The sequence below is a fragment of the Methyloceanibacter sp. genome, assembly GCF_049590335.1.
GTDB lineage: Bacteria > Pseudomonadota > Alphaproteobacteria > Rhizobiales > Methyloligellaceae > Methyloceanibacter.
The window spans coordinates 17,580-44,083 of sequence record NZ_JBAWCQ010000055.1; the positions used below are offsets into that span (position 1 = coordinate 17,580).

Below are 26,504 nucleotides of genomic sequence, written 5' to 3' on the forward strand. Positions count from 1 at the left end.
AACGCTGCAGTCCACCGGGCCCTAGCTTGCGAGTGCCTCGAGCTGAGCGACCAGCGGAACCGTGATCTGGCCGGTCACGGACAGGCCGTTCCGTGCCTGGAACCGCTTGACGCCTGCGCGGGTCTTCTCGCCGGGTAGGCCGTCCGGCACGCCCACGTCGTAGCCAAGCTTGTTGAGGAGACTTTGGGCCCGGCTCACCAGGGGAGACCCTTGGGGCAGCTTGATTTGAGAGGCCGCAGCGGTCCCGCCCCTCCAGGAATTGAGCTCGGTTACCGTATTGGCCTCAGGCGAGACCGGCTTCGGTTTCCAGTTGGCGACCTTCCCGTCGACGGCCACGATGGTCGCCGCGGGCAGTTGGGCGGCGACCAGGTCGCGGCGCTTCTGCGCCTCGGCGTCGCCCTGCTTGGCCGACAGCACGTACCATTTATAGGCCTCGGCGATGTCCTTCGTCTGGCCCAAGCCATGCTCGGCCAGGATGCCGAGATTGAATTGGCTGTCGGCGAGGCCGCGCAGGGCCGCTTCACCGTACCATTTAGAGGCGAGAGCGTAGTTCGGCGTCGATCCGCCGCCGCTGCTCACGCTCACGGCGAGATTGTGCATGGCCCTGATGTTGCCGCGTTCGGCGGCCGCCAGGTACCAGCTGCGCGCCGTGTCGATATTGCGGGTCACCCCCACGCCGCGCTCATACATGGTGCCCAGCCGGTACTGCGCCGGAGCCAGACCGCCCCGGGCCGCACGCTCCATCCACACGGAGCCCGCCTTCGGATCGGCCATCGTGCCGCGGCCGTCGATATAGCGGACGGCAACGGAGTACTGGGCGATCGGGTTGCCCTTTGACGCGGCTTGGCGCAAGCTCTCGGGGCCGAGAGCCGCGGGCGGCATCGGACCGCTTACGGACGTTTCCGTCAGCTTCTCGGCCATCGCCACCTCGGTCGCGGAGGCAGGCTCCTCGACCGAGAATTCCACATCGCTCGGCAGGGCCGTAGAGTCGTCGGACTTCAGTGAGGCGAGTTGGGGCGCAGGCGCAATATCGTTCGCGGGCATGTTCCGAGCTGGCATCTTGGGAAGGTCCGTTACGCCGGGAGTCGCCTGGCCGACCCAGTCGTTCAGCGGCACCATGCCGGGAACGGGCGCAATCTCGGGGCTGGGGACGAGCCTGAATGACCCGGATTGCTGATCGGCGGGCGCTTCGGTTGCTCCTGCCGGTGTGTCATTGGCGGCCTCGGCCGAAGTTGCGGTCCCGCCGGCCGGCAGCGCCGGACCGCTTTGAGGGATCACGTCGACGCCCTGGTCCGTCTTGGTCCCAAGCCGTCCGTAGAGGAGGATCGCGCTGATCGTGAGGAGTATTGCAGCCGAGACAATCAGATAGGGCCGCTTCCGGCCGTTCGAGTTCTCGTCGATGGCGACGTCGATTGCCGAGTCGCGGCTCGCGGGCCGTTCTTCACGAGACTCCGCAAGGGCCGCTGCCTGGGCGGCCGCGGCTTGGGCGGCACGGCGCGCCGCGGCGACCATGTCCTCCGACGCGCCAGATTTCCAGTCCGCCTCGGGCTCGGGGCTTGGGGCCTGCATGGCCGTCGCGGCATACGGGGCTCTGGCACGCTCGAAGGCCGCCAGAAGATTTCGTGGCTTGACGGTGGCGCCGGTGGTGTCGAGCCGGTCCCGCAACGACTCTTTGACGCGAATCTCGGCTTTGTCCGGGTTTGAGGGCGCAGGGCGCGGGGCTACAGGGCTGCTAGCGCTGCGCGGCGTGCCGTTTCTAGCCGGTGCCGCCGTCTGCGGCGGTCGCTTGCGCTTTGGCCGAGGCGCCGCTGCGGCCGGGTTGGCCGCAGAGGGGGGCTGGATGGCGTTGCCGGAGGCCGGTCCGGCTTGTCTTGGCCGCTTGCGTTCGGCCTTCGCAATGAACGGGTTGGTCTGAGGCGAGCGGGCCACGGGGCGCTCGACCTGTTGCACGAGCCGTTTCAGAGACTCGTGCACCGATTGGAGCGAGCTGTTGAGCTTGTCGTCCGCCTGGCGGCTGGTATCGCTTACGGCGTTGAGCTCGCGCTGCATCGCCTCGAGACGGTCGGTTGTCTTCTGCGAGTCATCGGCGACCAAGCGGGCGGCCTTCACGGCGGCCTTGGCTGCGATTTCCTGAAGCTGCCCCGCATCGATCCCGGCTGGTTTGGCGCTTGTATCTTTGTCATCGAGGCGCGCGAGCAGCTTGACCAAGCGCTCCTCGACGCCGCCAAGCCGGCCAAGCTGTTCTTCGGCGCGGTTCAGCTGGCGGCCCATATCGGCAATCTGCTGCTCCACATGTTCCAGAGCCGCCCGGCTGGGCGCAGCCTCAAGCGACTGGGCAATCTGGTGGCTGACCTTCTCGAGACGGGCGTTCAGCGCCTCAATGGTGCTGCTCGGCATTGCCGCGCCGATGGACTGTTCCAGCCGGTTCGCCATCTCGGCGAGCCGGTTGTCGAAATCCGCAGGCGCCGCGGGCTTGGGCTCCCAAGCCCAGTCGGCGACCGGATCACGTTCCGGTGCCAGGTGGTTGGGGCTCCGTGGGGAAGAGATAGACTGAGCGAATGGGCTGGGCGGGGGCGCGTGGCCGGCGAACCTCCGAGGATTGTCGTCGAGATCGCCCCGTAGGCCACCCGTGAGCACGCGGCCCAGGCGTTCGAAATCATCGAGGTGTGTCTTGGGCGCGCTGTCCAGGCGCCGGGCCAGGCTGCTGACCTGTTCGTGCAGCCGGTCGAAGGACTCCGCATTTTCGGGCGCGCTCGTGCTGCGCGCGGCGTCCGTCGTCTGCGAGAGATGATCGAGTCTTGCGTGAAGTTGGTCTAGTGCTTGGCCATAGCGGCGCTCCGTCTCCTCGACGCGGTCGACCAGCCGGCGCAGCAGGGATTCGACTGAGCGCTGATCCATGGGCTCGTCGAGCAGCCCGTCAAACGATGTATCGAGGGGTGCGTCCCAGCGCGGCTCGGACCGCCATTCGCCGTGAGCGCTCTCGTTACGGCCGCCGCTTGCCGAAGTTTGCCAACCTGCCTTTGAAGCCATACCGTTCCCCATGGATAAGCCGCCGTTTCCGCTCCCCAAGCGGGTACCGGCGCGACCACGCGGGTGGTCCCATAGCGGTCAAATGGACGGTGGCAAGGCAGGGTAAATTTTCTCTTAAGGATTGCCCGATATCGGGGCATGCGGGTCCTGGAAGCGGGATATTATGAGGAGCGTGCGCCAGTGGCGGGTCTAGAGGAGCGGAGCCATGTCCTGACCGTGCCGACGCCCGGCAAGGGTTTCGTCAACTTCACGCAAGCAATCGGCGCATGGCTTGAGGCGATCGGCGCCCAAGGCGGATTGTTGACGGTATTCGTGACCCACACCTCGGCCTCCCTGACAATTCAGGAGAATGCCGACCCGAATGTCCGGGTCGACTTGCTCGATGCGCTGGAGCGGTTCGCACCCGAGGATCACCCCTACGCCCATCACGAGGAAGGTCCCGACGACATGCCGAGTCACATCAAATCGATGCTGACATCGGTAAGCCTCTCGATCCCTGTTCGTGCGGGTGCGATGACCCTCGGTACATGGCAGGGGATCTATCTCGTCGAGCATCGCGCCGCCCCGCACGACCGCCAGGTCGTTCTGAGCTACATCGGCCGTGTGTAGTCAGTCGCCTGCGTACATCCGTGTCGCGGCGATCAGGGCGTGCACGATGCCCGGCTCCGTCATGGCGTGCCCGGCATCCGAAACCACGCGCAACGCGGCCGATGGCCAGGCGTTGGACAGGTCGAACGCATTCTTAATCGGTGTGACGACGTCGTAGCGGCCATGGACGATCGTCCCGGGAATGGCGCTCAGGCGTTCCGCGTTGCGCAAGAGCTGGCCGTCGTCTTCGAAGAACCCGCCATGGAGAACGTAGTGGTACTCGATGCGCGCAAGGGCGAGCGCGTAGTGATCGGCCGTGGAATAGCGTTTGCGGTCGTGATCAGGTAGTAGCGGGAGCGTCCGCCCTTCCCAAGAGGTCCACGCACGCGCGGCCGCAAGCCGGATGTCCTCGTCCGTACTCGTCAAGCGATTGTAGTAAGCCCCGATCATGTCTCCGCGCTCTGTTTCCGGAATGGCTCGAGTGAACTCGGCGAAAGCCTCGGGGAACAGCCAGTTGCAGCCGTCGCGGTAGAACCAGTCGAGTTCGGAGCGTCGCATGAAAAGATGCCCCTCAGGATAGGTTCGCGGACGCGGTCGGGGCGCGTTTGCGCATAGGCAAGAGCAAGCGCCGACCCCCAAGAGCCGCCGAAGACCCGCCAGCTTTCAATCTCGAGATGGCCGCGCAAAGCCTCTATGTCGTCAATGAGATCCCCCGTCGTGTTGTTTTCGATCGAGGCGTGGGGGAGCGATCTTCCACAGCCTCGTTAATCGAACAGGCCGATGCGATAGAGCCTGGGGTCGTGGGAGCGGCGCATGATGGGCGCGTCGCCGGCGCCCGGTCCACCGTGTAGGACAACGACAGGCTTGCCGACAGGAGACCCGCATTCCTCGAAATGGAGATCGTGCCCCCCTGAGACTTGCAGACGCCCCGTGCGAAAGGGCGCGGTCGCCGGGTAGAGGGAAAAGCGTTGGGGCTCGGTCAGGGTATTCAAGCTGCGCTCGTCAGCCTGTCTTGCGGCGCGCGATCTCGGCTTGCGCTTCCGCTTGGTCGTACAGTGTTTCACCGTCGGGGCGCCGCATGGCTTCGAAAAACGTAGTGTCTGTCGCCGAGGGAGCCGGGCCGTAAAGACTTGTGCCTATCCCGGCGACGAGCGCAAGCACCGCCGAGATGAGACTCGCGGCCGCCGTTCCCGCCGCCGTTTCGGCGATACCGACAAGCCCGCCCGCGATGAGGTAGAGAAACAGGATGCCGAAGCCAGTCGCCATGCTGACCAGTGCACCCCAGACCGTGCAGCCTTGCCACCATGTCGACAGAAACAGCGTCGGAAAGAACGTCGCGGCCACAAGGGCAAAGGCAGTGACCGCATAACTCAGGGAATCCACGTCGGAGATGAACAGATAGATCGCCGTGAGCAGTGCGAGCGCACCAATGGAGCCCCAGGCGACCAGCAGCCGCGGCAAGACGATCGGCTGCGGATCGATCGACCTGTAGAGGTCGTCCGCGAGGCTCGCACTCAGCGTGAAGAGGTGTGAGCCGGATGCCGCAAGCGCGATCGCAAGACCGGCAGCGGCTATCAGCACGGTGAGTATGTAAGGCAGGGCCGCGAGCATCGGCAGAGCGAGCGCGATTCTATCCCGCGCAATCAGCACGTCGCCGACGCTGATTGCGCCGTCTCCGTTGAGATCGGTTGCACGGAAAATGTTCATCTCGCTGAGGCCGTTGAACCACGCCGGAAGACCTTGCATTGGGATGAGCACGATGTCTCCGAACATCAGAACCTTTGCGAAGACGACAAGCGCGGGCGCGGTAATGGCGAAGAGGGCGACCAGCAGAAGGGCCCAGGCCGTGGATCGGCGCTGATCCGCAACCGAGGCGGTCACGCCGCTGCGGGCCAAGAGGCTCGGCAGGGCCGCGGTGCCGAGGGCGAAACACACGAACAGGGCAAAGTAACCAGCCTCCGAGATCATGCCGAAGGTTTGGAGAAAGGGCTTCTCCGCGGCGGCGGGTTCGTGACCGGGCATGCCGGAAAATAGGCCCGGGTCGGCAGTGGCGACGCCCGAAGCTACTTCGGCGTTCATCAATGAGCCGAGCATTTCGCCATAGGTGAACTGCGGCGCAGGCAGGTTGGTCAGAGCCACAGCGACAATGGTCAGGGGAATCGCGAGTCCCAGGCTGCCAGCGATGAACTGGGCACTGCCGGACCATGTTAGTGAGCGCATCCCGCCTAGGATCCCAGTGGCTGCAATGAACAGAATCACGATCAGCACACACAGCCAGAACGCCGCCGGTAGAAAGATCGACAGCACCATCGCTGCGATGTTCACCTCTGCGGCAACCAGCAGAAAGGTCGGTGCGATCTGGAGCGCGCTCGCGACTATCCGTGTTTGCCGCGAGCGGAATCGCTGTTCGAAAAAGGCAGGAAGCGTGTAGGCCCCCACCCGTCGCAGATAAGGCACGAACAGCACGCCCGCGAGCAATAGACCGCAGACCCAGCCAAGGCCGATTGCAAGCCCGTCGAAACCGGCGAAGAACAGCGCCCCTGTATAGGCGAAGAACCCTGTGCCGCCGACGGTGATCGCCGCCAGCAGGAACCCGTTATAGACCTGGGGCACGCGGCGGCCGGACACGAAGAAGTCTTCGATGTTAAGTGTCCGTGCGGCGACCGCGATAGCCATATAGAGGATCATCGGCACCAAGATCATGAGCCGCGCGATCGACCGGTGGCTCCAACCGAGTTGCTCCGCCATGGCCAACAGGATCGCCAGGGAGACGAACAAACTGGCGACAATTCCGTAATAGGCGCCGAGATGGGGGTTCGGCGTGCGCTGGCGCGACTGGAGAGCCATCGCCTAGGTGACCTCCTCGTTCATGCTGCGAGTGAGGTCGATCTTCTCCTGAACGCGCACATACCAGAACGTGACGAAGACCGCGAATATGATAAGCCCTTGAGCCAAGAGGTAGAAGCCGAGCGGAAAGTGAAGGAACCAGATGCGGTTGAGTGCGAACGCATAAATGATGGCGACGGCCACGGCAAAGAGCACAACCGACACGGTGGTGACGGCGACGGCTAGCGTGCGCAGCTGATGCCGATCGCGGGCCGCGTTCTCGATCTCGACGTCTTGCTCTGTCACAAATCCTCCTCGCGCTGCAAAGGAGTTAGCAGTTCGCGATAGCCTTGCAAACCATACGCCTCGGCGTAATCGCCGCCAAAAATTTGGTAGGGCAGGACGCCAGCTATTTACCGCTTCGGAAGGCAGTGCAGGAAACTAGGACCGTCCGGCGGTTCGTGGGTTAGCGATCGGCAGAACTCGTTGTGGACGTTGGAACGGAGGTCGTGCTGGCGGCGATGCCGAACAACCGCCAGCGGCCAGCCACGGGTTCGAAGAGCAGATCGAAGTTCGACGGTTTCAAAGTAGCCAGTCAACCGCAAACGGCCTGAACGGTCGATTGACGGGGTGCGCACCAGCTTGGGCTGCAGAAGGATGATCGGAGAGAAATCAAATCGCCAGTCTCGCAGCTCCGTAAAAATTCCCGAGGGGCGTCCGCTGCAGTTCGAGGCCTGAAAGTTTGGCGAGCCAATCTCCCGCAGCAAGCTGTAATTTCCAGTGAAGTTCGCATCGTTCAGCGTAACAAGCGTCGAAATGATCAGCGTGGCCAACTGAGAGTCCGACGTTATGTCGAGAGTTTGGATTGGAGCGGCCCGTCTCTGCGGACCGGCTTGCCCACCACCCTGAGCGTGAAGGCATTCATGAAGTCCCAAACTAATTACAAGAAGTCCGGAAAGCAGCAATAGCGAGGTCGGCCGAGCGAAGCGCACTTTGCACAGTCTTGGAGCAGCGGTGGATCTGGCTACAGATCGTCAATAAGCAAAGCACGTTAGCTTCTGAGAGCTGTATTGTCGCACGCAATATTCGGGGCAACAAGTAGACGGCAAAAAGGTCCGTCCCACGAGGTTGCGGGCCGGACTCTTGAAACAGCCTTAGGTGCTTGTGCGGTTCTTAGTTGATGTTGCGCCAGGTCCACTGCCCACCGATGCGGCCGCCCCACCCATCGTCGCCAGCATCTTTGAAACCGACGCCGAAGCCGCAAGAGACAGCAAAACGATCGCCGCCGGTGATGAAATTCTCGCCCACCACGCCAAGGGCGGTGAAGCCGAGCCCGCTTGCGCCATCGAATATGGCGTAATGACCGGTAAGGCCAAACTGCTCGTTTCCAGCGAGGTCTGGGTTGTCCATCGCCATCGCCAACGCAAAACTTGAACGGTTCTTGTTCCGAGCCTGCCGGTTCTCCTTAATCCCCGCCGTGTTCTGGTCGATCTGGGCGAAAGTGGCGCCGCCATCAGTTGCCAAGTTGCCGTTCGCATCAGAGGTCACGATTTCAAGTGCACCTGACTGCCGGCTGCGGCTCTTGCTCGAAGTAATACCGGGCGTTTTATAGGTCTCGTTCTTCGTGCCGAGCACAACCTGGTTCGGCCTCGATGCCACAGCGCCGGCGCCGATCGCGATGTTGTTCACGCCATTCACGTTATTGCCCGAGTTGTCGCCATTGCCGTTGCCGTGTCTTTGTTCCATTAGCACAACCGCGCGGCTCAGTAGGGCATGTTCATGCGCTGCGTTCCGGAATTTCTACCTCGAAAAGGCGGTCAGAGAACGCGTTTTCCGCTTAGCCGCCAAAATGGAGGTTCCGAGTCCGTTTTGGGAACGAAATAGAAGATAATCCTTCAAATTGTGACTTTTAGAAACAAAATTCTTCTATTTCTCCTTACAGGGCTATCTTGATAGAATAATTTTTTAGTAATCTGCCCCATCTTCTGGGCTGGTTGGCGCTGGACGTAAGGCCATGTGGAAAAGCGACATGACGATCAGAGCAACATTCAGCGGAACGGTGATTTGCGTCTTCTCGACTGCGTTCTTGTGCGGACTTGTTGGCCTGTCGTCGGCCCAGTACACGGGCCGTGTGTTTGGACCGCGACGCTCTGTGCGACGTGATGCCATTTGGAAGGTGGCTTGAGACATGTTCATCACCGTGCGCCTGCCTGACGGCACCACGCATCACCTTGAAGCCCTCGAGGGCTGGCGTGTGATGGAGGTCATCCGCGATTGGGGGCTCCCGATCAAGGCGGAGTGCGGTGGCGCGTGCGCGTGCGCGACCTGCCATGTCTGGGTCGCGGAGAATTGGGTTGGCAAGCTCGTGCCGCCTACGGACGAAGAGACCGAGATGTTGGACGGCGCCTTCTCCGTCGACGATCGCCGCTCGAGGCTCTGCTGCCAGCTGATCATGACGCCCGAGCTTGACGGATTGGAAGTCGAGCTCGCGCCCGAAAGCCTCTCCGAGATTTCCGAAACCTCCGCTGCGACAGGGACTTCTGGCTGATGCGGACGTTCCCCATCTTTGTGAGCTTCGATGACACGCCGCCGCTCGTGGTCGGCGGCGGGCAGCTCGCAGCCATGAAGGCGCGGCTTCTTCTGAAGCGGGCCGATCACGTCGACGTCGCGGCGGACCTGCTTGACGCTGAGCTGTCGGCGTTCGTCGACGCGGGCAGGGCGGTTCAACTCGCGCCGATGCCCGGGATCGATCAAATTCGTGGGCGGCCGCTCGTGATTTCGGCCAGCGAGGACGAGGAGGAGGACGCGCGCATCGCCAAAATCGCGCGTTCGCTTGGCGTTCCTGTCAACGTGCCGGACCGCCCCCCCCTATGCACCGCTGCGCTGCCAGCGATCGTGGATCGCGGCGAGGTCACCATCGCCATTGGCACCTCGGCGGCGGCCCCGGTTCTGGCCCAGCGCCTGCGCGCCTGGTTGGAGCATGAACTGCACCCCCGGCTTGGCGATCTTGCAAAGCTCGCGGGCTCGTTTCGCGATCGTGTCGCCGGGGCGTTGCCGGAAGGACCTCGGCGCCGCCGTCTTTGGGAGACGATTTTCGACGGTCCGGCCGCGGCTGCAATGCTGCAGGGTGAAGAGGCGGAAGCCCGCAGCCTGATCGACTTGGAAATAGAGCGCGCCGCCGAGACCCGTGAAAATGACGGCCATGCGCCGCAAGGCCGCGTCGTTCTCGTCGGTGCGGGTCCAGGCGATCCCGAGCTTCTAACGATGAAGGCGATCCGGGCCCTGAAGGCCGCCGATGTCGTCTTCCATGACAAGCTGGTGGGCGAAGGGGTGCTGGAATTGGCGCGCCGCGAGGCGGAACTGATCTCCGTCGGCAAGACGAAGGGCGCCCATAGCGTGCCACAGTCGGAAATCAATGCGCTCCTGGTGGCGCGCGCGAAAGCCGGGCAAACGGTGGTGCGTCTCAAGGGCGGCGATCCCTTTATCTTCGGCCGGGGCGGCGAGGAACTCGACGCGCTGCGAGTCGAGAACATTGCGATCGAGGTGATCCCCGGCGTTACGGCCGGTGCCGCCGCGGCCGCGAGCCTGCAGATTCCGCTGACCCATCGCGAGGTGTCGCACACGGTGACGTTCGTATCCGGCCACGAAGCGGGCGGCGCGGCGCCGAGCTTCGAGCATCTCGATTTGAGGGCGCTGGCGTCCGGCAACAACACATTGGTCGTCTATATGGGCGTCACCACAGGAGCCGTAATCGCGCGGCGCCTGTTAGATGCTGGGTTCCGCACGGCGCTGCCGGTCATCGCGGTGGAAAATGCCAGCCGCCCGAAGGAGCGGCGGATCGCCACCACGATTTCGACGCTGGCGGTCGATCCCGACAGTCTTGGCTTGAGCAGTCCTGCCGTTCTCATCTTCGGCGAGGTCGCGGGGCTTCCCGCTGCCGGCACCGTTGAAAGGATTTTGGCCCACGAGGAGGTTGTCCGCGCTTATGCCTAGTGTCGTTACCGCGAACCGCCTGGACGACGGCATTGTGGTCTATCTCGCCCCTGGTGGCGGGTGGACCGAGAACCTTGCCGACGCAGACCGCGCCGAGGGCGAAGACGAGGTCAAGGTGCTGGAGGCGGCCGCCGAGACGGCCGTGCGCGAGCGGCTCGTCATCAGCGTTTATGCCATGCCCGTCGAGATCAAAGACGACGGCACGGTCGATCCGATTTCCGTGCGCGAACGCATTCGCGCTTCCCACCGCACGACGCTTACAAAGGACTGGTACAATGTACCGCTATGATGAGTTTGATCACGCCTTCGTAAACGAGCGCGTGTCGGAGTTCCGCGACCAGGTTACGCGACGTCTCACGGGAGAGCTCTCCGAAGAAGAGTTCCGTCCCTTGCGCCTGCGCAACGGCGTCTATCTGCAGTTGCATGCCTATATGCTGCGGATTGCGATCCCCTACGGGCAGTTGTCGTCGCGCCAGATGCGTCAGCTCGCCATGATCGGTCGCAAATGGGATCGTGGCTATGGTCACTTCACGACGCGCCAGAATCTCCAGTTCAACTGGGTGAAGCTGGTCGATATTCCCGACGTGCTCGCTGCGCTTGCCGAGGTCGAGATGCACTGCATCCAGACGAGCGGCAATTGCGTGCGCAATGTCACCTCCGATCCTTACGCGGCCGCGGCCGTCGACGAACTGGAAGACCCACGTGTCTGGTGCGAGATCTTGCGTCAATGGTCGACGCTACATCCGGAGTTCAACTGGCTGCCGCGCAAGTTCAAGATCGCGGTCTCAGGGGCCGCGGAGGACCGCGCCGCCACCGCGTTCCACGATATTGGTCTGCGCATCGTGCGCGGCCCGAACGGCGAGAACGGGTTCCGTGTCCTCGTCGGCGGCGGTATGGGGCGTACGCCCTATGTTGGCCAGGTGATCCGCGAGTTCCTGCCCAAGGAGCACTTGCTGTCTTACGTGGACTCGATCCTGCGCGTATACAACCTGCTCGGACGCCGGGACAACATGTACAAGGCCCGGATTAAGATCCTGGTCAATGCGCTGGGCATCGACAAGTTCCGTGAGGCCGTCGAGGCGGATTGGGACGCGACAAACAAGGCCGCAATCGATCTTCCCGAAGACGAGGTGCGCCGGATTGCGTCCTACTTCGCGCCGCCCGATTTGCCGGAACAGGCTTCCCGCGACGAGGCACTGGCCGCGCGCCGCGACGCCGATCCGCGCTTTTCCGACTGGTATCAGAACAACGTGCTGGCCCATCGCTTGCCCGGTTATGCTTCGGTCGTGATCTCGCTGAAGGAGCCTGGACGCACGCCGGGCGATAGCTCCTCAGACACGATGGATCTGGTGGCCGATCTCGCCGAGCGCTTCGGCCATGACGAGATCCGGGTCAACTACACGCAGAACCTCGTGTTGCCGCATGTAACAAGGGCCGACATCCCGGCGCTTTACGACGTGCTGGCGGAGGCGGGGCTCGCCGTTGGCAACAACGAGCTTTTGGGCGACATGATCTGCTGCCCGGGGCTCGATTACTGCAACCTCGCCAACGCGCGCTCGATCCCCATCGCGAAGGAAATCGCTAAAAGGTTCGAAGATCCCGCGCGGCAGGCCGAGATCGGAAAGCTCAGGGTCAACATGTCCGGCTGCATCAATGCCTGTGGACATCACCACGCGGGCAATATCGGCATCCTCGGTGTCGATAAGCGGGGTACGGAGCTTTACCAGATCACGCTCGGGGGCAGCCCAAAGGATGACGCCGCGGTGGGATCCATCATCGGTCCCGGGTTCCGCGCCGAGAAGGTTCCGGAGGCCATCGGCACCATTGTCGATACCTATGTCGAAAACCGTCACGAGGGAGAGAGCTTCCTCGAAACCTGGCGCCGTGTCGGTGCCGCGCCGTTCAAGGAGGCTCTCTATGGTGCTCGTTGATTTGACAACAGGCGCGCTGATCGCCGAACCGGATGCCGCCGCGACCGTTTTGGAACCGTCCGCGGACCACGACATGCTGGAAACGGCCGCCGGCGGCAATGCCGGCCCCATCGCGATCATGTTCCCAAGTTTCGCCGATGGCCGTGGCTTCAGCCTGGCGCGGATCCTCCGCGACCGGCTTGGGTTCACAGGCGAGATTCGTGCCGTCGGTTCGCTCATCCCCGACCAGTCGCAATTCCTGTTGCGCTCTGGCTTCGATACCGCCGAGATTGCCGATCCGGGCGCTGCCGAAAGTTGGAACGCCTCGCTCGCGCATATCCGCCGCAGCTATCAGCCGTCGGCGCGCAACCCCTTGCCGTTGCGGTGGAATGCGTCCGCCAAGGCCGCGGCTGAACTCGACCGTGTGCTCGCGGCCGAGGACGATCTCGTCGAGCGCATCAAGTTGATTGCAGATTGCATTGACGGCCGTATTGCCTTTTCGACCAGCCTTGGATTGGAGGATCAAGTGATCCTACAGGCCATAGCCGAATCCGGCGTGACGAAGGCCGGGGCGGCGGTGGACGTCTTTACGCTCGATACGGGCCGGCTGTTTCCGGAAGTTCTCGAAACGGTCGAGCTGTCCGAGCTTCGCTATCGCACGCGCATCCGTCTCGTGGTGCCCGACGCTCGCGAGGTCGAGGAACTCGTCACTCGCGATGGCGTGTACGGCTTCCGGCAGTCTGTCGACAATCGGAAGAGCTGCTGCGAAGTCCGGAAAGTCCGGCCGCTGAACCGGGCACTGCGGGGCGCACAAGGCTGGATCACGGGGCTCCGGCGCGACCAGTCGCAGGCCCGCGCCGATGTGCCGATGGCCGCGTGGGACGAAGCGCGTGGGCTCATTAAGGTCAGCCCGCTTGCCGATTGGACCGACGAGCAGGTGAACACCTATATCGACGCCCACAGTGTCGTGGTCAATCCGCTACATGCGCAGGGGTTCGTCTCTATCGGCTGCGCCCCGTGCACGCGCGCGATCGAGCCCGGCGAAGACCCGCGCGCGGGCCGCTGGTGGTGGGAGGCCGAAGACAAGAAGGAATGCGGACTGCATGTCGCCGATTCCGAGCAGCGTTCGGCGGTGCCAGTCGCGCAAGAGGAGAAAGCCGCATGACAGCGCTGACGTCTCATCTCAAGCTTCTCGAGGCCGAGAGCATCCATATTTTTCGCGAGGCCGCCGCGCAGTTCCGTGCGCCGGTGCTGCTCTACTCGATCGGCAAGGACTCGACGGTTCTGCTGCATCTGGCGCGGAAGGCTTTTTGGCCGGCCAAGCTTCCATTCCCCCTGCTCCATGTGGACACGACGTGGAAGTTCCGCGAGATGATTGCGTTTCGCGACCGGACTGCGTCCGAGATGGAACTCGATCTCATCGTGCACACCAATCACGAAGGGGCGGCGAAGAACATAAACCCCTTTGATTATCCGCCCTCTGTCTATACGGACATCATGAAGACACAGGCTCTGCGTCAGGCGCTTGATAATGGTGGCTACGACGCGGCCTTCGGCGGTGCCCGCCGCGACGAGGAGGCATCCCGCGCCAAGGAACGTGTCTTCTCCTTCAGAGGGAGTGGACATAGCTGGGATCCGCGCCTGCAGCGGCCGGAGATGTGGCAGCTCCTGAACGGACGCCTGGGCAAGGACGAAACCGTCCGTGTGTTTCCGATGTCGAATTGGACCGAGGCGGATGTCTGGCGCTACATCACTCTCGAGAAGCTCGATGTCGTGCCGCTCTATTTTGCGAAAGAGCGCCCGACGGTCGAGCGCGATGGCCAGATACTGATGGTCGACGACGAGCGCATGCCGCTTCGGCCGGACGAGGAGCCGACAATGCGCAAGATTCGGTTCCGCACGCTCGGGTGTTATCCGCTCACCGCTGCCATCGAATCCGAAGCGACGGACTTGGACGCGCTCGTGACCGAGACTTTGGATGCGCGCGTGTCGGAACGGGCCGGCCGTTTGATCGACCATGATGAGGCGGGTGCCATGGAGATGAAGAAGCGCGAGGGGTATTTCTAATGAGTTTGGCTGCGCTTTCGGAAACACAATCCCCACAGTCGGCGTTGCAACCGGGCGAGAAGTCCGAAGCAATGCTGCGGCTCTTGACCTGCGGTTCCGTGGACGACGGCAAATCGACGCTGATCGGACGGTTGTTGTGGGATGCCGCCGGCGTCACCGAGGATCAGCGTGCTCAGGTCATGCATGCCTCGCATGCGCGCGCGGTAAACGGAGAGCGGATCGACTTTTCGCTTTTGCTCGACGGGCTCGTAGCGGAACGCGAACAGGGCATCACCATCGACATTGCCTGGCGCTATTTCGAGACGGCGCGCCGCCGTTTTGTGATCATTGACTCGCCGGGGCACGAACAGTACACGCGCAACATGGCGACCGGCGCATCGCATGCGGATATCGCCATTCTGCTGGTCGATGCGCGCCACGGCGTGAAGCGTCAGACACGGCGTCACGCGGCGATCTGCAATCTCGTCGGCATCAAGAAAGTCATTCTCGCCATCAACAAGATGGATCAGATCGATTGGTCCGAAGAACGCTATCGCGCCATCGAGGCGGACTTCCGGTCTCTTGCAGGCAATTTCAGCTTCACGGACATCTCGGCCATCCCTGCCGCGGCGTTGACGGGCGCGAACGTCGTAGCGCGATCCGTCGAGATGCCTTGGTACGAAGGCCCCACGCTGCTCGAATATCTTGAGAGCGTTGAGTCCAGGACCGAACCTGCGGACGCGCCCTTCCGCATGCCGGTGCAGCTCGTGTTGCGGGCGGCGAACGATTTTCGCGGCTATGCCGGCACGGTGACGTCCGGCGCAATTCGCGTCGGCGATCGGGTCGTGGACGCGCGCAGCGGGCTTGGCGCCACGCTTCAGCGAATCTCAACGATGGATGGCGACCTTGTGACTGCCTCCAGTGGCGATGCCGTCACCCTCGTGCTCGATACCGATCTCGACATTTCGCGCGGTGCCGTGCTGACGGAGACGCGGCGCCGGCCGACCAATGCGGATGTTTTAGAGGCACGCCTCGTCTGGCTATCGGAGCAGCCGTTTGATCCAGAAGCGGGCTATCTGCTGCGCACCGCGACCGATCTGACGCCGGTGACCTCCATGAGCGTTTCCACGCTGATCGACTTCGAGACGCTCTCGTCGAGGCAAGCACATGAGTGCGGCATGAACGACATCGCCGATTGCCGCATTCTGCTTGGCCGGTCCACGGCCTTGGATCTGTTTGGCGACCTGCCGCTGACCGGGAACTTCGTCCTGGTCAATGCGCTCGATGGCGCGACGGTCGCCGGTGGTGTGATCACCTGGGTGCAGAAGGGCGCCGCCGCCGTCGGCGACAATATTCTTGTGCTTGACCGATCCCGCTTGTCTGGCTTATGCGCGGACCTCGGCAATTCTCCAGAGGACAAAGCCGAGTATGCTCGGCGTGCCCAAGAGGTAGCAATTCTGTTACGGTCGGCCGGCGTTCCGGTCCTGATCGAGACGGATCGCTAAAGGCCCATTGGATCCGCTTTGGTTCTGATCGCGCCCAAAAATGTCGGGGGAGGCCCTCATACATGATTGATCTCAGCGGGGTGATCGCCCTGCTGCCGTTGGCTGGTGCTGGGTTTGGTGTCGGCTTCTTGGTGGGGCTGACAGGCGTCGGCGGCGGTGCGTTGATGACGCCCCTGCTCATTTCGACTTTCGGCGTTCCGCCATCCGTTGCGGTTGGTACGGACCTCCTCTACGCGTCGGTCACCAAGACGGTTGGCGGTTGGCGGCATCATTTGCAGGAGAATGTCGACTGGCCGATCGTGCTGCGGCTCGCTATGGGATCGCTGCCGGCATCGATCATCCTGCTGGCCGTGATTGCCTACCTTCCGCTGGACACAGAGGAGATGGCGGAGTGGATTCGCTATGGGCTCGCCTTCGCGCTCCCCGTGAGCGCGCTGGCGATCGTGCTCTATCCCATCATGATGAAGACGCACACCAACGGGAACGGCAGCGATGATCTGCCCAAACGCACGGTGGCGACCGTTTTGTTCGGTGTCGCGCTCGGGCTTCTCGTCACGCTGACCTCAGTCGGCGCGGGCGCCATTGGTGTTGTCGTTCTCGCACTGCTGTTTCCGGCCCTGCCGGCCAAACGGATTGTTGGCACGGATATCGCCCATGCGGTCCCACTGACGCTCGTCGCGGGCGCCGGTCACTTTGGCTTAGGGCATGTGGATTTCGGGGTTCTCGCGGCGCTGCTGGTGGGGTCCATCCCAGGAATTCTGCTGGGGACGCGCCTCGCAGGCGTTGCGCCGGACTGGCTGCTTCGGCCTTTGCTCGCGGTAACCCTTTGCTACGCGGCGTACGCACTCCTCACGAAATAGAGCGTGAAGAGCGCTGTGCCGGGGCAGCAGAACAGCATGCCGCTAGGCGACACGCCGCTCAGCTTCGGTTCCGAGATATTCGTCAACGTTCTGCTTTGCTGCCGCGAGCGCTTCTTCGGGGTTGGACGAGAGCGTCCGCAATTGGGACATGGCCAGCATTGGAAGATCGTCCCGCATGGGAAAAATATTCGCACACCAGTTCGACCATTCCTGACGTAGCCGGATCTCGTAGCCTCGGTATTGGGACCTATCGCTTGTCATTCTCGAATCCTCCGCGATCCATGTCCCCCGTGTGGTTGGACATTGTGATTGTCAGGAGACATTCAATAGCATCGCACCCGGGCCCGCCGTCTTGGCCAAGAAGCAGCCGCTAGGGTTAAATCATTCTTTAGAGTGGGTTAGCGTCCCGCGGCGCGCAGGGGCACCGTGACGTTGCCAAGATTTAATCTCGGCGCAGCAAAGACCGAGGCGCACCACCGTCCCGCGGCTCGAGGTGGCTATCCCTGCTCGTCGTAACGGCGGGCGGAGCTCGTGCGATCTAGCCTGGGCACTTCTTTTTGAGAAAGGCGCGGTTCATGTAGCGCGGGTTGCGCATGAACGGCGGCACCGGGCTGCGCCGGCAATTCATGGCCGCCGCGCGCTTGGTCATCTTTTGCACGGTGTAGGTCTCGCCCCCGTTTTTCTTCTTGGCCAAAGCGGGCGTTCCCGCAACGCCGACCGCCCCGCAGAGCAAGATCGCGACGAGCATGTGCAAGCGTGACAGTCCGGTCATCGGATGTGACCTCGTGCCGTTTCGTCGAGCGCCGGCGCGGCCAAAACGTGCTCGAAGGCCGCCGGCAGCGTAACGTTGTGCGGTGCGTCTGCGAACATCGGTGCGATCTCCTCAGGCGCGTAGCCCGCAAGGCCGCAGCCGATCGGCGCGACTTCGAAGAGCGCCCAGGGACGCGTCCGCGTGAAGTCCAGAAACTCGGCGATGCTCTCGGCGATTTTCTCGCGCACGCGGGGCTGCAACGTGTCGCTACGCGTTGGGATCGCGTAGGCGTTGCCCTGCGGCCCGGCCCCTTGGCCGTATACCGCGCCCCGGCTTCGGAGCGCTTCCAGCGCATCGCCCTCATCGTGGCGTCCGGCAAGGTCCGAGCCGAACACAAAGACAGGCCGGTCCATGTGCATTGCTTGTGTCTCCTAGGGCTGAGGGGGCGCGTCCCGTTGGCCAGGACGCGCCCTAGCTGGCAAACACTGGGCTAGCGAATGCAAGCGTTGTATTTGTTGCGCCATTTCCTGGCCCGGGTCTCCTCGTACCGTTTGCGGTAGTAGCCGCAATTCCGCGTCATGGCTGCAGCGCCTGCGCCGACGCCCGTGCCGACCCAAAGGGCCCTCGTGCCCCAGCGGGCGCCCCGGTATACGCCCCGGCCTGCGCCGCGCACGCCGCGATAGACGCCGCGCGTTGCGTTGTTCAAGCCCTTGCCCACCTTTTGTCCGACCCTGGGCCGGGCATCCGCAGGAGCTTCGAAACTCACCGTCACAAAGAACGCGGTAAAAATGAGAATTGTTATGGCAGCAATAGCTCTCATGGCTCGGTTTCCTCCCTATCCTGGCCCGATTTGAGCCTAGCACAGGAGGGCGGGGCGGTCTGCCCCGTCGCCGCTCGGCGGACGGCAAGAAGGACCCGGGCTCGATTTTCGACTTAGGAAAGAAACCTGGTGCCGCCGGACAGGATCGAACTGTCGACCTCGTCATTACCAATGACGCGCTCTACCACTGAGCTACGGCGGCGTTCCGTTGACCGGAGGATCGGCGTGATCTCTCGGGGATCGCGAGAATCCGGCACTGGCCGGTTGGTCCGCTAACGATCAGGCAGATCCGAGGAGCCGATCCAAAAGAGACTCAACGAAATGCCCCGTCCCGGTGCGGCGCGCAAACTGCCATAGCGGGCATTGCGACGCAAGGATTGCCCTGCTCTTACAGCCGCCAAAGCAATGGGGTAAAAGGCGCACAGTCCACGGTAGCCAAAGGGATGGCGAAATGGCCGAAAAAGACAAGCGCGAGGGGAAATCAGGCCGTACATCTCCAAACGATGCACGGCAGGAGCGTTTGGCCGAGGCGCTGCGGTCCAACTTATTGAAACGTAAGGAGAACGCGCGGGCCAAACGGTCGGACTCGAAGCCTCCCGAAGAAGGGGGACAGGGGTGAAACGGAAAGGCTAGACTGACCGATTGTCGCATTGCCTATTGTGGCGGAACAGGGGAAACGAGGCGCGGCAGGTAGAGCCGCGTCGGAGGGAGTAACGCGTTATGGATCGTATCCGTATTGTGGGCGGGACACGGCTCGAAGGCACCATTCCGATCAGCGGTGCGAAGAATGCCGCGCTGCCTCTGATGATTGCCAGCCTTCTCACCAATGAGACGCTGACGCTGCATGGTATGCCGCGCCTTGCCGACGTGGCGCTGCTGTCGCGCATTCTTGGCAATCACGGCGTCGACGTCACCATCGCCGGCAAACGCGCCGGCCAGAGTTCGAACGACGGGCAGACTTACAAGCTGACGGCCGCCGAAATCGTCGACACGACCGCGCCCTACGAGATGGTCGCGCGGATGCGCGCAAGCTTCTGGGTCCTGGCGCCGCTTCTGGCGCGCTGCGGCGAGGCCAAGGTTTCTCTGCCGGGCGGCTGCGCCATCGGCACGCGGCCCGTGGATCTTCATCTCGTGGCGCTTGAGGCACTGGGCGCTGAGATCCAGCTGGATGCCGGCTATGTCCTCGCCAAGGCGCCGAAAGGGCTGAAGGGCAACCGGATCGAACTCGAAAAAGTCTCCGTGGGCGCGACACACAATGCGTTGATGGCAGCGGTTCTGGCCGAGGGCGATTCCGAGATCGTGAACGCGGCCCGTGAGCCGGAGGTCGGCGATCTTGCCACCTGCCTCATGGAGATGGGCGCAAAGATCGAAGGGATCGGCACGTCGACCTTGCGGATTCAAGGCGTGCCCTCGCTCCATGGGGCCGAACATCAGGTCCTGCCGGACCGGATCGAGACGGGCACCTATGCCATGGCGGCGGCGATCACCGGCGGCGATGTTTTTCTGCAGGGCGCCCGGGCCGAACTCCTCCAGGAAGCGCTCGTGGCTCTGCGCTCCACGGGTGTCGACGTTTTCGAAGAGCCTGGCGGGATTCGCGTGGCGCGAAACGGCCACGGGCTCGACGCCGTGTCCGTGGAGACTCAGCCGTTCCCCGGCTTTCCCACCGATCTACAGGCCCAGCTCATGGCGCTGATGTGCACCGCGCGGGGCGTCTCCGAAGTGCGTGAGACCATTTTCGAGAACCGCTTTATGCATGTACAGGAACTTGCGCGGCTCGGCGCACGCATCGATCTTCGGGGCGACACGGCGCTGGTCCATGGGGTGAGCGGCCTCCGGGGCGCACCGGTCATGGCCACCGATCTGCGGGCCTCCGTCTCGCTTATCATCGCAGGGATGGCGGCGCAGGGAGAGACCACGATCGGGCGCGTCTACCATTTGGATCGCGGCTTCGACCGTCTCGAAGAGAAGCTACGCAAGTGTGGTGCGCAGATCGACCGGATCACCGGCTAGGTGGCTGGTTCTCGGAATGTCTTCCGGACGGGGCCGAAAGCATGGTAGATCCAAGTCATTTACGCTCTTATCGGTGATTTCTTCCTATGACGACGCTTAAACTGCTCGCACTCGACGAGGAGGACCTTCAAGTCGTGTCCTCCCAACTCCAGGACGCAGTTGTCCGGGTCGGCGATATGACCTACCTGCCGTCGCAGAAACGGTTCGCGGCGGTCGTCAATCGGTTCGATTGGCAGAGCGCGGATCGCGACGGCGAGCGCTATCGCCGGCTTAGGACGGCGCTGCGCTTCGACCGGGTGCTTGGCGCCCGCCACAAGGATCTCGCGCCGGCGGATAAGGATCGCGTGCTATCCTTGCTTGCTATCGGTTTCGAAGCGGGTGAGGACCCGAGCGGCAAGGTCGTACTTTACTTCGCGGGCGACGTGACCGTGCAGCTCGATGTCGAATGTATTGAGGCGGAGATGCGCGATCTGGGCCCGGCTTGGCGGACGCGCAACAAGCCGGAACATCCCGGCGAGGGTGAGGGCAACGGGCAAAACGACGCAAACGAACCGGCCGGCTCCAATCCGAACGGCTCCGAAGCCGCGGACGCTTGAGGCCTTATGGTTCAGTCCCTCGATACACGAGAGGAAGACTTTCCGGCCCGCTTCGAGGCATTGCTCGGCATGAAGCGCGAGTCCTCCGGCGATGTGAATGACGCTGTCGCCAAGATCATCGCCGATGTTCGCGCGCGCGGCGACGAGGCCCTGATCGACTTCACGCAAAAGTTCGATCAGCTCGATCTTCGCCAAGCAGGCATCGCGGTCGCGGAGGCTGATATCGCAGGTGCGCTTGCCGCCGTCGACGAGGAGACAGTCGAGGCCCTAGAGCTCGCCCACGCCCGCATTCTGGATCATCACAGCCGGCAGGTCCCGGCCAGCGAGAGCTACATCGACGCGACCGGCGTGGAGCTCGGCCAGCGCTGGACCGCGGTCGCCTCGGCCGGCCTTTACGTGCCAGGCGGGACCGCCAGCTATCCGAGTTCGGTTCTGATGAACGCCGTGCCGGCGAAGGTTGCCGGTGTCGAGCGGCTGGTCATGGTCGTGCCGTCCCCGCGCGGGGAGCTTAATCCGCTGGTGCTGGTTGCCGCGGTCCTTGCTGGCGTCGACGAAATCTACCGGGTCGGCGGGGCTCAGGCCGTCGCCGCGCTCGCGTTCGGCACCGAAACGATCCGCCCCGTGACCACGATCGTGGGCCCTGGCAATGCCTATGTGGCCGCCGCCAAGCGGCAAGTCTTCGGGCAGGTCGGCATCGACATGGTTGCCGGACCGTCAGAGGTCGTGGTGATCGCCGACAACGAAAACGATCCGGCCTGGATCGCCAGCGATCTGTTGGCGCAAGCCGAGCACGACACGGCGGCGCAATCCATTCTCATCACTGATCATTCCGGTTTTGCGGAGGCGGTCATTGCGGCTGTGGACACGCAGCTCAAGACGCTCCCGCGCGCGGAGACCGCGCGGGCGAGCTGGGATGAATTCGGCGCGGTGATCCTGGTCGGATCCCTCGACGAGGCCCCGGCGCTCTCCGATCGTCTTGCACCGGAGCATCTGGAAATCGCCACGGCAGATGCGGATGCGCTCGCGGCCAAGGTCCGGGATGCGGGTGCGATCTTCGTCGGCCGCTATACGCCGGAAGTCATCGGCGACTACGTTGCGGGCACCAATCACGTATTGCCGACCGCGCGGAGCGCCCGATTCGCTTCGGGCCTCGGTGTTCTCGATTTCATGAAGCGCACGTCGTTGCTGAAGCTGGATGCCGAGAGCCTCAGGACGCTCGGCCCCACAGCCATGACGCTGGCGCGCGCCGAAGGGCTGGACGCGCACCGGCGGTCCGTCGGCATTAGGCTCAAACTCCCAGATTGATCATGACCGAGTCGGACGAACACATCTCCTTTCCGGAAACCGCGCGGTTGATTGCCGTGACGTTGGACGAGGCCTCGCTCGGTCGCGACAGTCTGGAAGTCGAACATGAGCGCGAGGTCGCTATCTTCGATCTCTTGGAGAAGAACAATTTCGATCTCGCCGCGGAGGGGCACAATGGGCCGTTCACGCTGCATCTCTCGCTGGCCGACAACCGGCTGGTCTTCGCCATCTCCGACGACGGCGGTATCCCGCTCCAGCAGATCATGCTGTCCCTGTCGCCCTTCCGCCGGATCGTTAAGGACTATTTTCTGATCTGCGACAGCTACTACGCGGCCATCAAGACTCAGCCCGCCTCCAAGATCGAGGCCATCGATATGGGACGCCGGGGCCTGCACGACGAAGGCAGCCACCTGTTGATGGAGCGGCTGAGGGGCAAGGTAACGGTGGACATCGCCACGGCCAGGCGGTTGTTCACGCTCCTTTGCGCGCTGCATTGGAAGGGGTGAGCCGTTGAGCGCAGGCGGCGATCTGCCTGGCGCCGTTCTTTTCGCGTGTGCCAAGAACGCCATTCGCTCACCCATGGCAGCCGCACTGCTGCGCCATCTTGCCGGACGGCGGATCTATGTGGAATCGGCAGGCGTGCGCCTCGGCCGCCCCGACCCCTTCGCCATCATGGTGATGGACGAGATCGGCATTGACATCTCCGATCACGTACCGCGCGCCATCGACGACCTGCGCGACCTTGGCTTCGATCTCATCGTCACCCTGGCGCCGGAAGCCCAGCACAAGGCCTTGGAACTGGCCCAAGGCTATGCCATCGACGTAGTCTATTGGCCGACGCCCGACCCGACGCTGACCACCGGCTCTCGCGACATAATCCTCGATGCCTATCGTGACGTCCGCGACCGGCTTTTCGATCGGATCAAAGCGGAATTCCAGGTGCAAGGCGCTGGCGGCGTTTAGAGGTCGTTCACCTAGCTATCAGATTCTTTGCCGCACCCGGGAACGGCGGGACGCCCCAGCCGTTTTTCTCTCGTCCCCAAGTAACGATTAGACCAGTAAGTAACGATTGGACCGGACGATGAACGACGTCTCACGAATGAATGGTGCCAGCCAGCATCCACCCCATCCTCAGCGGATGGAACTGTCGACCGACCAGGCGGTCGAGAACGCAGCGCTTGCAGGCGCTGCGGCGATCCAAAAGCTGGTGGCGGAACGCAACGAGCTGCGCACTCGGCTTGCGTCGCACGAGCAGGAAACAGCCGCCTATCGGGCGCTGAACAACGAGCTGCGGCGGCGGCTGCTTCTGGTTCACCAGACCTATGTCGAGATGGCCAAGGGCGTTGTCGGTGACCTCGAACGCTTCGACGTGGCGCTGCGCGAGTCGGCGCAAGACGCGCATTCCACGATCGAAGCTCAAACGCATTGGGAAGAAGCCGCGCCCGCGCCTTAGGCTCCCGCGCAGAACGGGGCGGTTAGGGCTAACGGCGCCCGTCCCAAAGAACCCGCGCCGGCGGCCTAACCCTTATCCAATTAGCCTTTGGCTTCCAAAAACTTTTTCAAGGTTTCGACGGCAAAGCAGGAATCCGAGTCGCCTGGTAGGGGCGAGGCCGCTAGCGTTCCGATAGGTCAGGGCCCGGCAATGAAACCAACAGAGCCGCCACGCTTTACGCATGATGAAGATGACGTCGCTCAGTCGCGCGAGACCGTAACCCGCAAGAAGGTTGCCGGGATTGAGGTGGTGTCCTTGCGAAACGCAGTGTTGTGGCCGTTGAACAGCTCTTCGAGGTCCGCCTGGAGCGAGTCCGCGCGGCCGTCTTTCCCTGCCGCTTCGAAGGCATTCATGGTCGGTCCATAATAGCGTCTGAAGTTGCTGAGGAGGTCCGATGGTGGAACCGCAGCGTTGAAGGTGAAAGTCTCTCGTGCAAACGCAATGTTGTCACTGGAAACGCCCGCGGCGGTGAACCGCGCGACCACTTCGTCCTCTACGCCCCAGGTGACAGGGCTGATGAAGTCGTCCGGCGGCGGGGGCGTGTAGGCCGCGCTGACCCTCAAAACTTGCGCGATCAGGGTCGGATCGCCTGGAATCCAGTTCCCCATGATGATGCGCCCGCCAGGACGGGTTACCCGCACCATCTCTTTTGCCACGTCGTAGGGTCTGGGCGCGAACATCGCCCCGAAGATGCTGACGACGAGGTCGAAGCTCGCATCGTCCAGCTCGTTCAGATCTGAGGCATCGCCTTCTTGGAAAGTACAATTGGATAGACCTGTTTCTATTGCGCGCTTGTTTCCGGCCTCGACGAGGTTGCTCGCAATGTCGACGCCTAAGACGTCCGCACCACGCTTTGCCGCAGGCAGCGCCGTCGTTCCATCACCGCAGCCTAGGTCCAAGATCTTCAGGCCGTCGGTGATTCCGAATGTCTCGACCAACGCGTCGCCGCTATCTCGCATCGTTGCGGCAATTCGCGTGAAGTCGCCTTTTTCCCATAGCGCTCTATTCGGGTTCATGAGCCATACCTCTTTAAACGAGCATTAGATCATGCGTTGGACCCGTCACATCAGCAAGACACGCAACGTTAGAACTGCGGGCAGGTCCCATTTTCGGGTGCCGCGCTTTGGGCGGGTCGAGGCCACGAATCGTGGGAATCAGCCTTGCTTTTGGGCGCTCACCCGACCATTCTCCGCGGCAATCTACAGATGCGGAAGGAGCCTTATGGCGAAGGAAGAAATGCTCGAATTTCCGGGGGTGGTTACCGAACTCCTCCCGAACGCCACATTCAGGGTGAAACTCGAGAACGAACACGAGATTATCGCCCACACGGCGGGACGTATGCGCAAGAACCGGATTAGGGTGCTTGCTGGTGACAAAGTTTTGGTCGAGATGACCCCCTATGATCTCACTAAAGGTCGGATCACTTACCGGTTTAAGTAGCATGCTTGGGCTGAAGCGGAGCACACCCGCCTCGGCCGAGCCTGCACTTGCGGTCCCCGGCAAGACCAAGGCGCCGAAGCGGCCGACGCGTCGGCGCGCGGAAAAGCCTGTGTCTAGCTTCCGGCCGAAGCTGGTGCTCGCCTCCGCGTCCCCGCGCCGGCTGCAGCTGCTCGAACAGGCAGGAATTGCGCCGGACGCCTTGCGGCCGTCTTCGGTCGACGAGAGCGTCTCGAAGGGCGAGGTGCCGCGCCAGATCGTTCGGCGGCTTGCCAAGGCCAAAGCCGAAGCGGCGTTGAAGATCGTCAAGAACGAGCCCGAACTCGCCAAAAGCTTCTTGCTTGCCGCAGACACGGTTGTCGCCGTGGGCCGGCGTGTTCTCGGCAAGGCCGAGCTGGAAAACGAGGCCGCCGACATGTTGCGGCTCCTGCGCGGTCGCGCGCATCGCGTTTATACGGCGGTTACCATGGTCACGCCCGAGAGACGCTGGCGCGAGCGTGTGGTCGAGACGCGCGTGCGTTTCCGCAATATTTCCGACCAGGAGATCGGCGCTTATCTCGCCAGCGGCGAATGGCGCGGCAAGGCGGGCGGCTATGCGATTCAAGGCATTGCCGGCGCCTTCGTGGTGAAGCTAGTCGGCTCCTATACTAACGTGGTCGGCCTGCCGCTGACCGAGACCGTCGACCTTCTGGCGGGCGAGGGCTATCCGGTCGCGATGCTCTGGCTTACCAAGGCCGAGGTGGAGACCGAGTGAGCGCCGGCGACGATGGGAGCGAAGCCCCAAAGGCCATTTCGCGCTGCCCGATCTGCCGCAAGCCGTCCCTGAAAGCCCATCGGCCATTCTGCTCCAAACGCTGTGCGCAGCTGGATCTCGGGCGCTGGCTCAAGGGCAGCTATGTCGTGACGGCAGACCCGCCCGAAGAGGCATATCCCGAGCCTCCTGCCGATTGGAAGAAGGAATAGAGGCGGGTTCGGCAGGGGTGCAAAACACGCCCAGCCGGGTCTCGACAGAGCCCAGCCGATTGCCTATAAGCCGGGGCTTATCAGCAGGGCTCTTGCGCGATCTTTTCCGCCAGCCGGCTATCGCGCCCAGCCTGACACAACGCATGCCCAGGTAGCTCAGTTGGTAGAGCAGCGGACTGAAAATCCGCGTGTCGGTGGTTCGAATCCGCCCCTGGGCACCACGCCATCGCAAGGCTTGATCTACGAACGCCGTGCGGGTGCGAGTCTGGTGACGATCGCTCGGTAGCTCGCGGTATCGAGGCTGGTCCGACGGCACGACTTTCCGGGATTCGCTGCCGAACCAGCCTCGCGTGTGACCGGTCAGATGAAGAC

At 63.0% G+C, this 26,504-nt stretch carries 28 protein-coding genes, 2 tRNA genes and 1 pseudogene; 19 read left to right on the top strand and 12 right to left on the bottom strand.

Features of this window, described 5'->3' with window-relative positions:
- Positions 1-21: 21 nt before the first annotated feature.
- A complete protein-coding gene (locus WBQ77_RS04060) occupies positions 22-3,030 on the bottom strand; it encodes a peptidoglycan-binding protein (RefSeq protein ID WP_424059028.1) in 3,009 nt (1,002 codons plus the stop codon).
- 180 nt (positions 3,031-3,210) lie between these two features.
- Between WBQ77_RS04060 and WBQ77_RS04065 the strand changes: the two genes are divergently transcribed.
- Complete coding sequence (locus WBQ77_RS04065; protein WP_424043763.1) at positions 3,211-3,639, top strand: secondary thiamine-phosphate synthase enzyme YjbQ; 429 nt, start codon at positions 3,211-3,213, stop codon at positions 3,637-3,639.
- Here the strand turns inward: WBQ77_RS04065 and pip are convergent.
- The 5 genes and pseudogenes from pip to WBQ77_RS04090 all read right to left on the bottom strand — a co-directional run bounded on the left by pip (position 3,640) and on the right by WBQ77_RS04090 (position 8,133).
- A pseudogene (gene pip / locus WBQ77_RS04070) lies at positions 3,640-4,601 on the bottom strand (prolyl aminopeptidase).
- Between the two features lie 19 nt (positions 4,602-4,620).
- The gene (locus WBQ77_RS04075) at positions 4,621-6,465 is read right to left on the bottom strand and encodes a solute symporter family protein (protein ID WP_424059030.1); all 1,845 of its coding nucleotides are present in this window, start codon (positions 6,463-6,465) and stop codon (positions 4,621-4,623) included.
- A 3-nt stretch (positions 6,466-6,468) separates the two neighbouring features.
- Positions 6,469-6,750: a DUF4212 domain-containing protein gene (locus WBQ77_RS04080; RefSeq protein WP_424043768.1), complete on the bottom strand. Its 282-nt coding sequence runs from the start codon at positions 6,748-6,750 to the stop codon at positions 6,469-6,471.
- A gap of 107 nt (positions 6,751-6,857) precedes the next feature.
- Positions 6,858-7,277 (bottom strand): hypothetical protein, encoded by a 420-nt coding sequence (locus tag WBQ77_RS04085; protein WP_424059032.1) that lies wholly within the window; start codon positions 7,275-7,277, stop codon positions 6,858-6,860.
- A 340-nt stretch (positions 7,278-7,617) separates the two neighbouring features.
- Positions 7,618-8,133, bottom strand: coding sequence for a hypothetical protein (locus WBQ77_RS04090; RefSeq protein WP_424059034.1), 516 nt, complete (start codon positions 8,131-8,133; stop codon positions 7,618-7,620).
- A gap of 499 nt (positions 8,134-8,632) precedes the next feature.
- Here WBQ77_RS04090 and WBQ77_RS04095 point away from each other — a divergent pair, with 499 nt between their 5' ends.
- From WBQ77_RS04095 to WBQ77_RS04130, 8 genes are all read left to right on the top strand, one after another.
- On the top strand, positions 8,633-8,992 hold the full coding sequence (locus WBQ77_RS04095; RefSeq protein ID WP_424043772.1) for a 2Fe-2S iron-sulfur cluster-binding protein: 360 nt from the start codon (positions 8,633-8,635) through the stop codon (positions 8,990-8,992).
- Positions 8,992-10,437, top strand: a complete 1,446-nt coding sequence (gene cysG / locus WBQ77_RS04100; protein WP_424043774.1) for a siroheme synthase CysG — start codon at positions 8,992-8,994, stop codon at positions 10,435-10,437. The genes WBQ77_RS04095 and cysG overlap by 1 nt, the downstream gene beginning before the upstream one ends.
- On the top strand, positions 10,430-10,726 hold the full coding sequence (locus WBQ77_RS04105) for a DUF2849 domain-containing protein (RefSeq protein WP_424043776.1): 297 nt from the start codon (positions 10,430-10,432) through the stop codon (positions 10,724-10,726). The genes cysG and WBQ77_RS04105 overlap by 8 nt, the downstream gene beginning before the upstream one ends.
- Positions 10,713-12,368: a nitrite/sulfite reductase gene (locus tag WBQ77_RS04110; RefSeq protein ID WP_424059036.1), complete on the top strand. Its 1,656-nt coding sequence runs from the start codon at positions 10,713-10,715 to the stop codon at positions 12,366-12,368. The genes WBQ77_RS04105 and WBQ77_RS04110 overlap by 14 nt, the downstream gene beginning before the upstream one ends.
- On the top strand, positions 12,355-13,512 hold the full coding sequence (locus WBQ77_RS04115) for a phosphoadenylyl-sulfate reductase (RefSeq protein ID WP_424059038.1): 1,158 nt from the start codon (positions 12,355-12,357) through the stop codon (positions 13,510-13,512). Before WBQ77_RS04110 ends, WBQ77_RS04115 begins: the two co-directional genes overlap by 14 nt.
- A complete protein-coding gene (cysD, locus tag WBQ77_RS04120; protein WP_424059040.1) occupies positions 13,509-14,414 on the top strand; it encodes a sulfate adenylyltransferase subunit CysD in 906 nt (301 codons plus the stop codon). The genes WBQ77_RS04115 and cysD overlap by 4 nt, the downstream gene beginning before the upstream one ends.
- Positions 14,415-14,485: 71 nt before the next feature.
- A complete protein-coding gene (locus WBQ77_RS04125; RefSeq protein ID WP_424045561.1) occupies positions 14,486-15,898 on the top strand; it encodes a GTP-binding protein in 1,413 nt (470 codons plus the stop codon).
- Between the two features lie 62 nt (positions 15,899-15,960).
- Positions 15,961-16,758, top strand: a complete 798-nt coding sequence (locus WBQ77_RS04130; RefSeq protein WP_424045562.1) for a sulfite exporter TauE/SafE family protein — start codon at positions 15,961-15,963, stop codon at positions 16,756-16,758.
- Positions 16,759-16,800: 42 nt separating this feature from the next.
- Here the strand turns inward: WBQ77_RS04130 and WBQ77_RS04135 are convergent, their stop codons facing one another.
- From WBQ77_RS04135 to WBQ77_RS04155, 5 genes are all read right to left on the bottom strand, one after another.
- Complete coding sequence (locus WBQ77_RS04135; protein ID WP_424045563.1) at positions 16,801-17,019, bottom strand: hypothetical protein; 219 nt, start codon at positions 17,017-17,019, stop codon at positions 16,801-16,803.
- A 277-nt stretch (positions 17,020-17,296) separates the two neighbouring features.
- Complete coding sequence (locus WBQ77_RS04140; RefSeq protein ID WP_424045564.1) at positions 17,297-17,530, bottom strand: hypothetical protein; 234 nt, start codon at positions 17,528-17,530, stop codon at positions 17,297-17,299.
- Positions 17,527-17,922: an A1S_2505 family phage non-structural protein gene (locus WBQ77_RS04145; protein ID WP_424045565.1), complete on the bottom strand. Its 396-nt coding sequence runs from the start codon at positions 17,920-17,922 to the stop codon at positions 17,527-17,529. Before WBQ77_RS04145 ends, WBQ77_RS04140 begins: the two co-directional genes overlap by 4 nt.
- A gap of 77 nt (positions 17,923-17,999) precedes the next feature.
- Complete coding sequence (locus tag WBQ77_RS04150) at positions 18,000-18,329, bottom strand: hypothetical protein (RefSeq protein WP_424059042.1); 330 nt, start codon at positions 18,327-18,329, stop codon at positions 18,000-18,002.
- Between the two features lie 127 nt (positions 18,330-18,456).
- Positions 18,457-18,531 (bottom strand) — tRNA-Thr (locus tag WBQ77_RS04155).
- Positions 18,532-19,049: 518 nt separating this feature from the next.
- Here WBQ77_RS04155 and murA point away from each other — a divergent pair.
- From murA to WBQ77_RS04185, 6 genes are all read left to right on the top strand, one after another.
- On the top strand, positions 19,050-20,339 hold the full coding sequence (gene murA / locus WBQ77_RS04160; RefSeq protein WP_424045567.1) for a UDP-N-acetylglucosamine 1-carboxyvinyltransferase: 1,290 nt from the start codon (positions 19,050-19,052) through the stop codon (positions 20,337-20,339).
- A gap of 86 nt (positions 20,340-20,425) precedes the next feature.
- On the top strand, positions 20,426-20,935 hold the full coding sequence (locus WBQ77_RS04165; RefSeq protein ID WP_424045568.1) for a DUF2948 family protein: 510 nt from the start codon (positions 20,426-20,428) through the stop codon (positions 20,933-20,935).
- Positions 20,936-20,941: 6 nt separating this feature from the next.
- Positions 20,942-22,240 (top strand): histidinol dehydrogenase, encoded by a 1,299-nt coding sequence (hisD, locus tag WBQ77_RS04170; RefSeq protein ID WP_424059044.1) that lies wholly within the window; start codon positions 20,942-20,944, stop codon positions 22,238-22,240.
- Positions 22,241-22,242: 2 nt separating this feature from the next.
- Complete coding sequence (locus WBQ77_RS04175; RefSeq protein WP_424045570.1) at positions 22,243-22,746, top strand: UPF0262 family protein; 504 nt, start codon at positions 22,243-22,245, stop codon at positions 22,744-22,746.
- 4 nt (positions 22,747-22,750) lie between these two features.
- A complete protein-coding gene (locus WBQ77_RS04180) occupies positions 22,751-23,203 on the top strand; it encodes a low molecular weight phosphatase family protein (protein WP_424045571.1) in 453 nt (150 codons plus the stop codon).
- A 118-nt stretch (positions 23,204-23,321) separates the two neighbouring features.
- Complete coding sequence (locus WBQ77_RS04185) at positions 23,322-23,693, top strand: hypothetical protein (protein ID WP_424059046.1); 372 nt, start codon at positions 23,322-23,324, stop codon at positions 23,691-23,693.
- Between the two features lie 239 nt (positions 23,694-23,932).
- Here the strand turns inward: WBQ77_RS04185 and WBQ77_RS04190 are convergent, their stop codons facing one another.
- A complete protein-coding gene (locus WBQ77_RS04190) occupies positions 23,933-24,748 on the bottom strand; it encodes a class I SAM-dependent methyltransferase (RefSeq protein WP_424045573.1) in 816 nt (271 codons plus the stop codon).
- A gap of 205 nt (positions 24,749-24,953) precedes the next feature.
- Between WBQ77_RS04190 and infA the strand changes: the two genes are divergently transcribed.
- The 4 genes from infA (at position 24,954) to WBQ77_RS04210 (ending at position 26,353) form a co-directional block, all read left to right on the top strand.
- Entirely contained in the window at positions 24,954-25,172 is a 219-nt protein-coding gene (gene infA, locus WBQ77_RS04195) for a translation initiation factor IF-1 (RefSeq protein WP_045365920.1), read from the top strand.
- A gap of 1 nt (position 25,173) precedes the next feature.
- Positions 25,174-25,923 carry a Maf-like protein gene (locus WBQ77_RS04200; RefSeq protein WP_424045574.1) on the top strand — a complete coding sequence of 250 codons (750 nt, stop codon included), beginning with the start codon at positions 25,174-25,176 and terminating at the stop codon, positions 25,921-25,923.
- On the top strand, positions 25,920-26,132 hold the full coding sequence (locus tag WBQ77_RS04205; protein ID WP_424059048.1) for a DNA gyrase inhibitor YacG: 213 nt from the start codon (positions 25,920-25,922) through the stop codon (positions 26,130-26,132). Before WBQ77_RS04200 ends, WBQ77_RS04205 begins: the two co-directional genes overlap by 4 nt.
- A gap of 145 nt (positions 26,133-26,277) precedes the next feature.
- A tRNA-Phe gene (locus WBQ77_RS04210) sits at positions 26,278-26,353 on the top strand.
- Positions 26,354-26,504: the final 151 nt, after the last annotated feature.